At 62.1% G+C, this 13,704-nt stretch carries 10 protein-coding genes; 9 read left to right on the top strand and 1 reads right to left on the bottom strand.

Annotated features, from left to right (window positions below):
• Positions 1–20 precede the first annotated feature (20 nt).
• From ACJJVH_RS04785 to rpmG, 9 genes are all read left to right on the top strand, one after another.
• On the top strand, positions 21–977 hold the full coding sequence (locus tag ACJJVH_RS04785) for an aspartate carbamoyltransferase catalytic subunit (RefSeq protein WP_113359864.1): 957 nt from the start codon (positions 21–23) through the stop codon (positions 975–977).
• Positions 974–2,263 carry a dihydroorotase gene (locus ACJJVH_RS04780; RefSeq protein ID WP_412064832.1) on the top strand — a complete coding sequence of 430 codons (1,290 nt, stop codon included), beginning with the start codon at positions 974–976 and terminating at the stop codon, positions 2,261–2,263. Before ACJJVH_RS04785 ends, ACJJVH_RS04780 begins: the two co-directional genes overlap by 4 nt.
• 30 nt (positions 2,264–2,293) lie before the next feature.
• Positions 2,294–2,914, top strand: a complete 621-nt coding sequence (gene plsY, locus ACJJVH_RS04775; RefSeq protein ID WP_412064831.1) for a glycerol-3-phosphate 1-O-acyltransferase PlsY — start codon at positions 2,294–2,296, stop codon at positions 2,912–2,914.
• On the top strand, positions 2,914–4,062 hold the full coding sequence (gene dprA, locus ACJJVH_RS04770; RefSeq protein WP_112803146.1) for a DNA-processing protein DprA: 1,149 nt from the start codon (positions 2,914–2,916) through the stop codon (positions 4,060–4,062). Before plsY ends, dprA begins: the two co-directional genes overlap by 1 nt.
• Before the next feature lie 175 nt (positions 4,063–4,237).
• A complete protein-coding gene (gene topA, locus ACJJVH_RS04765) occupies positions 4,238–6,907 on the top strand; it encodes a type I DNA topoisomerase (RefSeq protein WP_412065134.1) in 2,670 nt (889 codons plus the stop codon).
• Positions 6,904–9,282: a ribonuclease R gene (rnr, locus tag ACJJVH_RS04760; protein ID WP_412064830.1), complete on the top strand. Its 2,379-nt coding sequence runs from the start codon at positions 6,904–6,906 to the stop codon at positions 9,280–9,282. The genes topA and rnr overlap by 4 nt, the downstream gene beginning before the upstream one ends.
• Positions 9,283–9,314: 32 nt before the next feature.
• Positions 9,315–9,770, top strand: a complete 456-nt coding sequence (locus tag ACJJVH_RS04755) for a DUF983 domain-containing protein (protein WP_112803143.1) — start codon at positions 9,315–9,317, stop codon at positions 9,768–9,770.
• A gap of 305 nt (positions 9,771–10,075) precedes the next feature.
• The gene (locus ACJJVH_RS04750) at positions 10,076–11,260 is read left to right on the top strand and encodes an MFS transporter (protein ID WP_112803141.1); all 1,185 of its coding nucleotides are present in this window, start codon (positions 10,076–10,078) and stop codon (positions 11,258–11,260) included.
• A gap of 96 nt (positions 11,261–11,356) precedes the next feature.
• A complete protein-coding gene (gene rpmG / locus ACJJVH_RS04745) occupies positions 11,357–11,524 on the top strand; it encodes a 50S ribosomal protein L33 (protein ID WP_003587245.1) in 168 nt (55 codons plus the stop codon).
• An 804-nt stretch (positions 11,525–12,328) separates the two neighbouring features.
• Here rpmG and ACJJVH_RS04740 read toward each other — a convergent pair.
• Entirely contained in the window at positions 12,329–13,702 is a 1,374-nt protein-coding gene (locus ACJJVH_RS04740) for a PleD family two-component system response regulator (RefSeq protein ID WP_412064829.1), read from the bottom strand.
• Positions 13,703–13,704: the final 2 nt, after the last annotated feature.

Genomic DNA, 13,704 nt, shown 5'->3' with positions numbered 1-13,704 from the left:
GACATTCAGAGGGCAGGTCCATGGTCTTCTTTCCCCACCGCCACCTCATCGGCATCAAAGGCCTCACCGAACAAGATATCACCTATCTTCTCGACAAGGCCGACGAAGCGGTCAAGATCAGCCGCCAGCGCGAGAAAAAGACATCCACGCTTCGCGGGCTGACGCAGATCAATCTCTTCTTCGAAGCGTCGACGCGCACGCAATCCTCCTTCGAGCTGGCCGGCAAACGGCTCGGTGCCGATGTGATGAACATGTCGGTCGGCAACTCTTCGGTCAAAAAGGGCGAGACGCTGATCGATACGGCGATGACGCTGAATGCCATGCGGCCGGACGTGCTCGTCATCCGCCATTCGAGCGCGGGCGCTGCCGCGCTGCTGGCACAGAAGGTCTCCTGCTCCGTGGTCAACGCCGGCGACGGCCAGCACGAGCATCCGACGCAGGCCCTGCTCGACGCGCTGACGATCCGCCGCGCCAAGGGCAAGCTCTCGCGCATCATCGTGGCGATCTGCGGCGACGTGCTTCACTCGCGCGTCGCCCGCTCCAATATCCTCTTGCTCAATGCCATGGGCGCGCGCGTGCGCGTCGTGTCTCCGGCCACGCTGCTGCCGGCCGGCATTGCCGATATGGGCGTCGAAGTCTTCCATTCGATGAAGGAAGGGCTGAAGGACGCCGATGTCGTGATGATGCTGCGCCTCCAGCGCGAGCGCATGTCCGGGGCCTTCGTGCCCTCGGTGCGCGAATACTATCACTTCTACGGGCTCGACGCCGAAACGCTCAAGGTCGCCAAGGAGGATGCGCTCGTCATGCATCCAGGCCCGATGAACCGCGGCGTGGAAATAGCCTCCGAGGTAGCCGACGGTCCGCAAAGCGTCATCGCCGAGCAGGTGGAGATGGGGGTCGCCGTGCGCATGGCCGTGATGGAGACCCTGCTCGTTTCACAGAACCAGGGACCTCGCACCGAGGGAGCGGGCGCATGACCAACTCGATCGTCCTCCAGAACGCCCGCATCGTCGACCCCTCCCGCGATCTCGACGAGGTCGGCACGATCGTCGTCGAAGACGGCGTGATCGTCGCATCCGGCAAAGGTGCGGGGAACCATGCCGCTCCGAAGGGCGCGACCGTTCGCGACTGCAGCGGCCTCGTCGCCATTCCCGGCCTCGTCGATGCGCGCGTCCATGTCGGCGAGCCCGGCGGCGAGCATCGTGAAACCATCGCCTCCGCCAGCCGTGCGGCAGCGGCCGGCGGCGTCACTTCCTTCATCATGATGCCGGACACGGACCCCGTCATCGACGACATCGCCCTCGTCGAATTCGTCAGGAAAACGGCGCGGGATACCGCCGTCGTCAATGTCTACCCGGCGGCCGCCCTCACCAAGGGGCTTGCCGGCGAGGAAATGACGGAAATCGGCTTGTTGCGCGAAGCCGGTGCCGTGGTCTTCACCGACGCGCATTCCGGCGTGCACGACACACAGGTTCTGCGCCGCATCATGACCTATGCACGGGAATTCGGCGCGGTGATTTCCTGCGAGACGCGCGACAAGTATCTCGGTGCAAACGGCGTGATGCACGAAGGGCTGCTGGCAAGCTGGCTCGGGCTGTCCGGCATTCCGAAGGAAGCCGAACTCATTCCGCTCGAACGCGACCTGCGCATGGCCGCGCTGACGCGCAGCCACTATCACGCCGCAATGATTTCGGTGCCTGAATCGGCAGAAGCCATCCGCCTCGCCCGCTCGCGCGGCGCCAAAGTCACCTGCGGCATTTCGATCAACAATCTCGCGCTCAACGAAAACGACATCGGCGAATACCGGACCTTCTTCAAGCTTTACCCGCCGCTACGCTCCGAGGACGATCGAACGGGCATGATCGAAGCCCTGGCCGACGGCACGATCGACATCATCGTCTCCTCGCACGATCCGCAGGACGTCGACACCAAGCGCCTGCCGTTCGCAGAGGCCGAAGACGGTGCAATCGGGCTCGAGACATTACTTCCGGCGGCGCTCAGGCTCTATCACAGCGGGCAGGTGAGCCTGATGCGGCTTGTCGATGCCCTGTCGACGCGGCCGGCGCAGATCTTCGGACTGGAAGCCGGCACGCTGAAGCCCGGCGCCAGGGCCGATATCGCTCTTGTCGATCTTGACGAGCCTTGGCTTGTCGCAAAAGAAATGCTTCTGTCGCGCTCGAAGAATACACCCTTCGAAGATGCGAGGATGAGCGGCCGCGCGATCGCAACCTATGTCGCAGGCAAGCTGGTTCACAATCTCTAGGGCAAGCCCGGAGTTTACGGAGAGTAAGACGTGATGGCGGAATTCTGGACTTGGCAGCTTACCCCGCAGACCGTGCTGGCCGCCCTCGTCATCGGCTACCTGCTCGGCTCCATTCCCTTCGGCCTGCTGCTGACCCGCATGGCGGGGCTCGGGGACGTGCGCAATATCGGCTCCGGCAATATCGGCGCGACCAATGTGCTGCGCACCGGCAACAAGGGGCTTGCCGCAGCCACGCTGCTGCTCGATGCATTCAAGGGCACGGCTGCCGTGCTGCTCGTCGCACATTTCTTCGGCGAGGATGCCGGCATACTTGCCGGTTTCGCCGCTTTCATCGGCCATATCTTCCCGGTCTGGATCGGCTTCAAGGGCGGCAAGGGCGTTGCAACCTATCTCGGCATCCTGCTCGGTCTCGCGCCGCTGATGGCCCTGATTTTCGCCATCATCTGGCTGGTCATCGCCTTCACCACCCGCTACTCCTCACTTTCCGCCTTGGTTGCAACCCTTGTCATCCCGGTTGTATTGTGGATATTGGGCGTCGATAAAATAGCTGCCGTCATGGCACTGATGACCATCATTTCCTGGTACAAGCACAGGGCCAATATCGTCCGGCTCACTGCCGGAACGGAAAGCAAGATCGGAGCGAAGGGATAATGGATGCAGGCAGCGCAAGACGGACCGGAGTTGCGCTGACCGAGAAACAAAGGATCGCCTGGCTCAGGCTCATCCGTTCCGACAATGTCGGGCCGTCCACCTTTCGCGATCTCATCAACCACTACGGCTCCGCCGAGGCCGCGCTCGCCATGCTTCCGACGCTTTCGCAGCGCGGCGGCTCGACGCGTGCCATCCGCATCGCCGACGAACGGGATGCGCTGCGGGAACTGGAAGCGGCGCATCGCTTCGGTGCCCGCTTCGTCGGCATCGGCGAACCCGACTACCCCCCTGCCCTTCGAGAAATCGACGGGGCTCCGCCGATTCTCGCCGTCAAGGGCAACATGGCCGCCGCCACACGCCCGGCAATCGGCATCGTCGGCTCCCGCAACGCCTCGATCAGCGGCGCCAAATTCACCGCCATGATTGCTCGCACCTGCGGCGAAGCCGGTTATGCCGTAGTTTCCGGGCTGGCGCGCGGCATCGACACCGCAGCCCACCGCGCCAGCCTCGCGACCGGCACGATCGCCGCCATGGCGGGTGGTCTCGACCAGCCTTATCCGCCCGAGAATATCGGCCTGCTCAACGACATATGGGACGGCAACGGACTCGCCGTCAGCGAAATGCCGTTCGGATGGGAACCGCGAGCCCGCGACTTCCCGCGCCGCAACCGTTTGATCGCGGGCATCTCGCTGGGCGTCGTGGTCGTCGAAGCGGCAACCCGCTCCGGCTCGCTGATCACGGCGCGCCTTGCCGGGGAATGCGGCAGGCTTGTCTTCGCCGTGCCCGGCTCGCCGCTCGATCCGCGCTGCGAAGGCACGAATGGCCTGATCAAGGATGGCGCGATGATCGTAACGACGCCGAACGACATCGTCGACGCGCTTCGGCCGCTGGCCGAGCCGGATCTCTTCCGTCCGCGCCCTGCCGAACCGACTGTCGAACGAAGCAAGCCGCTCAGCGCACCGCCCGACGACGCAGAGCGCGATCACATCGCAGAAGCCCTCGGGCCGACGCCGGTCGAGATTGACGATATCGTCCGCCATACCGGTCTTCCGATATCCGCGATCCATTCGGTTCTTCTCGAACTGGACATGGCCGGCCGGCTACATCGTCACCCCGGCGGACTGGTGTCGATCTCCATGCCGGATTGAAAACTGTGACGCGCGTACCAATTCTAAGCATCGCATCGCCGCGCCAAGCGCAAAAATCGCCTTAGCCTCTTGACCGCGACGATTTCCCTGTCCATGTCGGAGGGCCGGGAAGACGGAAAAGCCCGGTTTCTTCCGTGCCTTGCTTCGGCACGACCTCGTATTCAGAGACTTTATGATGAACGTTGTAGTGGTGGAATCGCCTGCCAAGGCCAAGACAATCAACAAATATCTGGGACCCGGATATAAGGTTCTTGCCTCTTTCGGCCATGTGCGCGACCTGCCCGCCAAAGACGGTTCGGTACTGCCGGATCAGGATTTCGAAATGCTGTGGGAAGTCGATGGCGCTTCGCAAAAGCGCATGAAGGACATCGCCGATGCGGTGAAGTCCTCCGACGGCCTGTTCCTCGCGACCGACCCGGATCGCGAGGGTGAAGCAATCTCCTGGCATGTGCTCGACCTGCTCAACAAGAAGCGCGTCATCAACGGCAAGCCGGTAAAGCGCGTCGTCTTCAACGCCATCACCAAAAAGGCCGTGCTCGACGCGATGGCCGACCCGCGCGACATCGACGTACCGCTGGTGGATGCCTATCTCGCCCGCCGCGCCCTCGACTATCTCGTCGGTTTCAACCTGTCGCCGGTCCTCTGGCGCAAGCTGCCGGGCGCCCGCTCGGCCGGCCGCGTGCAGTCGGTGGCGTTGCGCCTCGTCTGCGACCGCGAGTCCGAGATCGAACGCTTCATCTCGGAAGAATACTGGAACCTCTCGGCGATCCTGAAGACGCCGCGCGGCGACGAATTCGAAGCCCGCCTGGTATCCGCCGACGGCAAGCGCCTGCAGCCGCGTGCGATCGGCAACGGCGAAGAAGCCGGCAGGCTGAAGGCGCTGCTGGAAGGTGCCGCCTACGTCGTCGATACCGTCGAGGCAAAGCCGGTCAAGCGCAATCCGAGCCCGCCGTTCACCACCTCGACCCTGCAACAGGCGGCCTCCTCGAAGCTCGGCTTCTCGGCCTCGCGCACCATGCAGGTGGCGCAGAAGCTCTACGAAGGCGTCGACATCGGTGGCGAGACCGTCGGTCTTATCACCTATATGCGTACCGACGGCGTGCAGATGGCGCCGGAAGCGATCGATGCGGCACGCCGCGCCATCGCCAACCAGTTCGGCGACCGCTACCTGCCGGAAAAGGCCCGCTTCTATTCCACCAAGGCAAAAAATGCCCAGGAAGCGCACGAGGCGATCCGCCCGACGGACTTCGACCGCGTGCCGGACCGCATCCGCAAGTTCCTCGATGACGACCAGCTCAAGCTTTACGACCTGATCTGGAAGCGCGGCATCGCCAGCCAGATGGCTTCGGCCGAAATCGAGCGCACGACCGTAGAAATCCTCGCCGACAATGCCGGCAAGAAGGCCGGCCTGCGCGCCGTCGGCTCGGTCATCCGCTTCGACGGCTTCATCGCCGCCTATACCGACCAGAAGGAAGACGGCGAGCAGAGCGACGATAGCGAAGAAGGCGGTCGTCTGCCGGAGATCAATGCCCGCGAGAACCTCGCCAAGCAGAAGATCAATTCGACCCAGCATTTCACCGAGCCGCCGCCGCGCTATTCGGAAGCGTCGCTGATCAAGAAGATGGAAGAGCTCGGCATCGGCCGCCCTTCCACTTATGCTGCGACGCTTGCGACGCTGCGCGACCGCGACTATGTCACCATCGACAAGCGCAAGCTGCTGCCGCAGGCCAAGGGCCGGCTGGTGACGGCGTTCCTCGAAAGCTTCTTCACGAAGTACGTCGAGTACGATTTCACGGCCGATCTCGAAGAAAAGCTCGATCGCATCTCCGCCGGCGAGCTCAACTGGAAGGACGTGCTGCGCGACTTCTGGCGCGATTTCTTCGCCCAGATCGAAGACACCAAGGAACTCCGCGTCACCAATGTCCTCGACGCACTCAACGAGGCGCTGGCGCCGCTGGTCTTCCCGAAGCGCGAAGACGGCAGCGACCCGCGCATCTGCCAGGTGTGCGGCACCGGCAACCTCTCGCTGAAGCTCGGCAAATACGGCGCCTTCATCGGCTGCTCTAACTATCCGGAATGCAACTACACCCGCCAGCTGTCCTCCGAAGGCGGCGCGGAGGCCGAATCCAACGGGTTGAACGAGCCGAAGGCGCTCGGTGCCGATCCGGTGACAGGCGAGGAGCTGACGCTGCGGTCGGGGCGCTTCGGACCCTATATCCAGCGCGGCGAAGGCAAGGAGGCCAAGCGTGCCTCGCTGCCGCGCGGCTGGAAGCCCGAGGATATCGACTATGAAAAGGCGGTGGCGCTGATCTCGCTGCCGCGCGATATCGGCAAGCATCCTGAAACCGGCAAGATGATCTCTTCCGGCATCGGCCGCTATGGTCCATTCCTCCTGCATGACGGCAGCTATGCCAACCTCGAAAGCGTCGAGGACGTCTTCACCGTAGGCTTGAACCGCGCGGTGACGTTGATTGCCGAAAAGCAGAGCAAGGCGGCCGGCGGCAAGACGCGCGGCGCAGCAGCGGCTCTGAAGGAGCTCGGCGAGCATCCGGACGGCGGCGGCGCGATCACCGTTCGCGACGGCAAGTACGGCCCATACGTCAACTGGGGCAAGGTCAACGCGACCCTGCCGAAGGGCACGGACCCGCAGGCGATCACCGTCGAAGAGGCCTTGACTCTGATTGCGGCAAAAGCTGGCAAGAGCGGCACCGCAACCAAGAAGGCGCCCGCCAAGGCAAAGGCCGCGGCAGCCGGCGCAAAAGCGACGAAAACGACCGCCAAGCCGAAGGCTGCTGCAAAGAAGCCCGCGGCCAAGACGGCAGCGAAAAAGAAGAGTGCAGAGTGAGCAGAGAACCGCGCGGCAGGATTCCATCGTCGGAACGACGCTCCGGCAAGCCCAGCCGCGCCGGTAAGGCAAGCGGCGACGCCGAGCCGATGATGGCGATCGTCCATGGCGTTCTGCCGCCGCGCGAGGTCCTCCTGCGCTTCATCGCCGAACACCCGCAGCAAGCGTCCAAGCGCGAGCTGGCCAAAGCCTTCGGATTGAAGGGCGAGAGCCGCGTCGCGCTGAAGACGCTTCTGCGCGAGCTCGAAGAAGAAGGCATGGTGCAGAAGAGCCGCAAATCGCTCATCCGCCCCGGCGCGCTGCCACCGATTGCCGTTCTCGACATCACCACGCGCGACAAGGATGGCGAACTCATCGGCCGTCCGGCCGAATGGGCGGACGAAAACGGCGTGGCGCCGGCCGTGATGATCAAGCAATCCTCCTCGCCCGCCGGCCGCAACGGCAAGGGCAAGGCGCCTGTCGCGGGCATGGGCGACCGCATCCTCGCCAAGATCTTCCCGGCCGTCGATCGCGGCGGCCCTGCCTATACGGCGCGCATCATCAGGGTCATCGACAAGCGGCAAGCGGCCACGATGGGCGTCTTCCGCGAGACGCCCGGCGGCGGTGGCCGGCTGATGCCGATCGAGCGACGCGGCGAAGAGATGGTCATCGATCCGGACTATACCGGCGACGCCAAGGACGGCGATCTCGTCGAGGTGGAAGTAGCCCGTCTCGGCCGCTTCGGTCTGCCGCGCGCCAAGGTGCTGTCGGTGGTCGGCTCCGTCGCCTCGGAAAAGGCGATCTCGATGATCGCCATCCATGCCCATGGCATCCCGCATGTCTTCCCTCCTGCCGTCATCGCGGAAGCCGACTCGGCCAAACCCGCCACCATGTCGCATCGCGAGGACTGGCGCCGCCTGCCGCTGATCACCATCGATCCGGCCGACGCCAAGGACCATGACGACGCCGTCTATGCCGAGATGGACCCCTCGCCCGACAATCCGGACGGCGTGATCGTCACCGTCGCCATCGCCGACGTTTCCTGGTATGTGCGCCCGAACTCGCCGCTCGACCGCGAGGCATTGAAGCGCGGCAATTCGGTCTATTTCCCCGATCGCGTCGTGCCGATGCTGCCCGAGCGCATCTCCAACGATCTCTGCTCGCTGAAAGAAGGCGTGGACCGCCCTGCTCTCGCCGTGCGGATGATCTTCTCCAGGGAAGGGCGCAAGGCCGGGCACACCTTCCATCGCGTCATGATGAAGAGCGCGGCCAAGCTTTCCTACCAGCAGGCGCAGGCCGCCATCGATGGCCAGCCCGACGACAAGACCGGGCCGATGCTGGAGCCGATCCTCAAGCCGCTCTGGCACGCCTACGAGATCCTGAAGAAGGGCCGCGACCGGCGACAGCCGCTCGAGCTCGACATGCCGGAACGCAAGATCCTGCTGAAGCCGGACGGCACGGTCGACAGTGTTATCGTGCCGCCGCGGCTCGACGCGCACAAGCTCATCGAAGAGATGATGATCCAGGCCAACGTCGCCGCAGCCGAGACGCTGGAAAAGCGCAAGCAGGCACTCATCTACCGCATCCATGACGGGCCGACGCTCGCCAAGCAGGAGGTGCTGCGCGAATTCCTGGCGACGCTCGGCATATCGCTTGCCAAAGGCGGCAACGTTCGCGCCAACAGCTTCAACGGCATCCTGGCGAAAGCCGAGGGCACGCCGCATCAGACCATGGTCAACGAAATGGTGCTGCGTTCGCAGAGCCAGGCGATCTACAGCCCGGACAATATCGGGCACTTCGGCTTGAACCTGATGAAATACGCGCATTTCACCTCGCCGATCCGCCGCTACGCCGATCTGATCGTCCATCGCGCACTCGTCGGCTCGCTCGGTCTCGGCGAAGGCGGCATCACGCCGGACGAAGAAGCGTCGCTCGACGACATCGCGGCCGAAATCTCGACCTTCGAACGCCGCGCCATGGCGGCGGAGCGCGAGACCGTGGACCGGCTCATCGCCCATCATCTCGCCGGTCGCGTGGGCGCGGAATTCGAGGCCCGCGTCGGCGGCGTCACCAAGTCGGGACTTTTTGTCACCCTGCCGGACTATGGCGCTGACGGCTTTGTCCCTATATCTACGCTCGGCACCGATTATTTCATCTATGACGAGGCGCATCAGGCCCTGACGGGCGAAAAAACGGGGCTCGGCTATCGTCTCGGCGACGACGTCACCGTGAGACTGGCCGAAGCCGTGCCGCTTGCCGGGGCGCTGCGCTTCGAAATGCTGAGCGAGGGCAGACCCATGCCGACGGCGGTGCGCTCCTTCCACAAGGCGACCCGCCGCAACAAGAACCAGGCCCGCAAGGCACCGGGCACGAGACCGCCACGCGGCCGCAGATAAAGAGTGGCTGCCGGCAGGGAGGAAGAGCATTCATGACGGGCACCCCATCCGACTCCCCCATACGCTTCGGTGGCCCCGACGAAAGCGAGCGTCCGCTCGGACGATCCATCGCCCGCGGCATGCTGAACCGCTGCCCGCGCTGCGGAACCGGCAAGCTCTTCGGCGCCTTCCTGAAGCCGGTGGATCGCTGCGCCGTATGCGGCGAGGATATTTCCCATCAACGTGCCGACGATCTTCCGCCCTATCTGGTGATCCTGGTCCTGGGCCACGTCATCGTCGGCGGCTACATGTTGACGGACATGACCTTCAAACTGCCGCTCTGGGCCCACCTCGCCATCTGGGCACCCATCACCGTCATCGCGGCGCTTGCCGTCATCCAGCCGATCAAGGGCGGCGTCATCGGCCTGCAATGGGCGTTGCGCATGCATGGTTTCGGCGGCCATGACGACAGCCCCGAGGAGTGGAACCAGGGAAATGATCGTTCGTGACCATGCTTCCCGGTCCGTGCTGGCCGCTTCCATCGCGGACAGAGATTGCCTCCGCGCATAATGCCCTTATATCGGGAGCAGCTGCCGATTTGTTGCTTATTCGTAATTCAGGCAGATTGCTTCACCGGCGACCGCTTGACATGGGCAGCATTTCTTGTCTGAACATCCCGGCGTCAAAGGGACAATTCCGGAGGGTGTGACCGATCACATGAAAGCCGACCCGTCACCTGAATTTGGCCGTGCCGTGCCTTTCTATGTTGCGCATCCGGATCGATTCGCCCGCCTCATGCTCCAGGAACTAGTTTATGTTTGAACCGACGAACGACAAGGCCGGCCATGTCGAAGAAATTCACTGGCCTTCGCTCGTCGCGGCCATCGCGTCCGTGTCTGCCGTCGGCATTGCCATCGGGCTCGGCTTGCCTCTTCTCAGCATCATTCTGGAAAAGCGCGGCATTTCCTCGAGCCTGATCGGGCTCAACACGGCGATGATGGGCGTGGCATCGATGCTGGCCGCGGTCATCACGACCAAACTCGCCCATCGCTTCGGCGTCGTGCAGACGATGATCTGGGCGGTCGTTCTGTCCGCGCTGAGCTCGCTCGGCTTCTATTATGCCGAAAACCTGCTTTTGTGGTTTCCGTTGCGCCTCGTTTTTCACGGGTCGACAACGACGCTCTTCATCCTGTCGGAATTCTGGATCAACGCAGCCTCGCCGCCTTCCAAGCGCGGCTTCGTGCTCGGCCTCTATTCGACGATTTTCTCCCTTGGCTTCGCGGCCGGCCCCCTGCTCTTCTCCGTCGTCGGCAGCGAAGGCTTGATGCCGTTCGTCATCGGCGCCTGCATCATTCTCGCCGCCGCCATTCCGATCTTCATCGCCCGCAACGAAAGCCCGATCGTCGACGAGAAGCCGGAGCTGCATTTCGTTCGCTATATCTTCCTCGTGCCGACGGCGACGGCTGCGGTTTTCGTGTTCGGTGCGGTTACCGTCGGCGGCGGATCGCTGTTCACCAGCTATGCGACTCGCCTGGGGTTCAACGAATCACAGGCGGCGCTGCTGCTGACGGTCATGGGCGTGGGCAACTTCGTCTTCCAGATCCCGCTCGGGCTGCTTGCCGACCGCATGCGCGACAAGCGGCCGCTGCTGTCGATCATGGCCATCATCGGCCTTGTCGGCGCGCTTCTGCTGCCGTCGCTGGCGTCGAACTGGATCATTCTTGCCGTCATCCTGCTTTTCTGGGGCGGCTGCGTTTCGGGCATGTACACGGTCGGGCTGAGTCACCTTGGCACGCGGCTCACGGGCGTCGATCTCGTCGCGGCCAACGCAGCCTTTGTCTTCTGTTATGCCGTCGGCATGGTTCTCGGGCCGCCGACGATCGGCACGGCCATGGATTTCGTCAATCCCAGCGGCTTTGCCTGGGCTGTTGCCTTTTTCTTTGGCCTTTATGTCCTGCTTTCGGGGATACGCCTGCTTTTCATGGGCAACAGGGGTTGACTTTTCGGGCGCGATTTGTAGTTTCGCGCCAGAATTCGCCGTGGACCTCCGCACTGGCCGTCCACGGCGTTCATTTTTATTAAAGGCAGGACGACTATGGCCAAGGCTACCACCATCAAGATCAAGCTGCTGTCGACGGCCGACACCGGTTTCTTCTACGTCACGACGAAGAACAGCCGTACGATGACGGACAAGATGACGAAGACGAAGTACGACCCGATCGCTAAGAAGCACGTCGAGTTCAAGGAAACGAAGATCAAGTAAGTTTCCTAAACTTCAAGTTACAAAAGGCGCAACCTGCGGGTTAGCGCCTTTTTCGTTTTTCGGGAACCTTTCCTGCGGCGCGTATGATTTTGTCACATGATCTGAAACCGCGCCCGCCTGCCGGCAGCCAAGAAAAAACGCCGCTTTCGATCACGAAGAGCGGCGTTTGAATTGTGGGCCGGCTGACCTGCAAAACGGCACGAGGAACCGTTATCTTTTGCCTGTCAGCCGACCGACCCCACGACCCAGGAGATGCGGCGGACCTGAGCATCATGGGGCATTGCGGAGCCCTTGCGGGCTGTCCTTGTACGGGACTAAATTCGCGCGAAATCGAAAGAAAATCAACAAATTCTTAATGATAAAAAATACTTGTCTGCTCGGATGGTTAAAATTCATGACTTGAACGAAGAAAAGTCCTCCATAGTCTTAGCCAACTAAACACCCGAAAACATCAAGAATAAAGAAATACTATTTCCCTTTACAGCAAACTCTCAATACAGACATTCAAGAACATTTGAATATATAACTTAGCGATAGTCAAATCGTAATTTCTTAATTTATGCATTGAAGGAAACACAAATTCAAAACAAAACTATATGAAATAACAATAATGACACTTCATAACTATTCAAAAATTACAGCTTCCGCTGAAAGATAAAAGTAAAACTACCGGCTTTTTCTTTTAATGAGACAAAGTCTGGCACAGGCTTATGGTAAAGAACAAAAACCTTACGTCACTATTCAGAACCCGTGACATACCCCCCAATATTGGTGGTGCTGACCGGCCTCAAGGACCTGCTTCCCTCAGGCAGCCGACGCGACCACCCTGTTGCGGCCCGCTCTCTTCGCTTCGTACAGCGCAAGATCGGCCTGTTTCATGAGCTGCTCCGGCGTCCCGATCGTCTCCAAACGACACGAAATCCCAAACGATGCCGTGATGTTCAGCGCCACGCCGCTGTCCCGCAATTTCACAGGCATATCTTTCACCACAGCGCGCAGGCGTTCTGCGACGGCGGCGGCGATATCGGCCGGCGTATCCGGCATCACCACCACGAACTCCTCGCCGCCATACCGGCAGGCAAGGTCGGCACCGCGCACAGTCGAGCGGATGCGCGCGGCAAATTCCTTCAGCACTTCATCGCCGGCATCGTGGCCATAGGTGTCGTTGACGTTCTTGAATCTATCGATATCGGTGATCAGCACGGAAAGCGGACGTCCCCGTGCCAGCGACCGGTCGAAAAGCACCTTGAGGTGATTGTCCAGATAGCGCCGGTTATTGAGCCCCGTCAGCCCATCGGTGATGGCCAGCTCGATCGTCTGCTGCACGCTGGCGCGCAGGCGGTCGTTGTAGCGCTTGCGGCGTATCTGCGTCAGGCAGCGGGCCACCAGCTCATTGGGATCGATCGGTCGGATGATATAATCGTTGACACCCAGATCCAGCGCGCGGACGATCATCTCGTCCGCCCCCTGCTCCGTCACCAACAGCACCGGCAGGAAGCGCGTGCGTTCCAGCGAACGCAGCTGCGAGCAAAGTCGCAAGGGGTCGTAATCCTCGAAATTCGAATTCACGATCACGAGCTCGAACGAATGTTCCGCCGCCTCGAACAAAGCCGCCTGCGGATCGGACATCGCGATGACCTCGGCGATCGGCTTGAGCGCGCGGATGATGCGCTCCTGCGAGTTGGCCCGGCCGTCGACCAGAAGCACATGTCCGGCTTCGTCCGCGCGGCCGTCGCCGATCCGCAGCAGGTCCTCGATACCGAAATTGCGCGCGGTCTCGTTGCGCATCCGCAATTCGTCGCTCAGCGTCTTCAGGCGAAGCAGGCTCTTGACGCGCGAAATCAGCTGCAGATCGTTGACCGGCTTGGTCAGGAAATCGTCGGCGCCGGCCTTCAGGCCGCGAACACGGTCGGCAGGCTGATCGAGCGCCGTGACCATGACGACGGGTATATGTGCCGTGCGGGGATCCGATTTCAGACGCTCGCACACCTCGAATCCGTCCATACCGGGCATCATGATGTCCAGAAGGATGAGATCGACCTGGGTATTCGCACAAATGGCGAGCGCCTTCAGGCCGTCCTCGGCCGTCAGCACCTCGAAGTATTCGGCCAGCAGCCGCGCTTCCAGAAGCTTCACGTTGGCCGGAATATCGTCGACTACCAGGATGCGTGCTGTCATCG

The sequence above is a fragment of the Rhizobium sp. SYY.PMSO genome, from assembly GCF_046840415.1.
In the GTDB taxonomy this organism is placed as follows: Bacteria; Pseudomonadota; Alphaproteobacteria; order Rhizobiales; family Rhizobiaceae; genus Rhizobium.
The sequence above is the reverse complement of the archived record's forward strand: the minus strand, read 5'-3'. Positions and strand labels throughout refer to the sequence as shown.

What these genes read in the sequence shown, in the direction of transcription:
- ACJJVH_RS04785 (WP_113359864.1), top strand. Translation starts at nt 21, where the DNA reads ATGGTCTTCTTTCCCCACCGCCACCTCATCGGCATCAAAGGCCTCACC.
- ACJJVH_RS04780 (WP_412064832.1), top strand. Translation starts at nt 974, where the DNA reads ATGACCAACTCGATCGTCCTCCAGAACGCCCGCATCGTCGACCCCTCC.
- dprA (WP_112803146.1), top strand. Translation starts at nt 2,914, where the DNA reads ATGGATGCAGGCAGCGCAAGACGGACCGGAGTTGCGCTGACCGAGAAA.
- topA (WP_412065134.1), top strand. Translation starts at nt 4,238, where the DNA reads ATGAACGTTGTAGTGGTGGAATCGCCTGCCAAGGCCAAGACAATCAAC.
- ACJJVH_RS04755 (WP_112803143.1), top strand. Translation starts at nt 9,315, where the DNA reads ATGACGGGCACCCCATCCGACTCCCCCATACGCTTCGGTGGCCCCGAC.
- ACJJVH_RS04750 (WP_112803141.1), top strand. Translation starts at nt 10,076, where the DNA reads ATGTTTGAACCGACGAACGACAAGGCCGGCCATGTCGAAGAAATTCAC.
- rpmG (WP_003587245.1), top strand. Translation starts at nt 11,357, where the DNA reads ATGGCCAAGGCTACCACCATCAAGATCAAGCTGCTGTCGACGGCCGAC.
- ACJJVH_RS04740 (WP_412064829.1), bottom strand. Translation starts at nt 13,702, where the DNA reads ATGACAGCACGCATCCTGGTAGTCGACGATATTCCGGCCAACGTGAAG.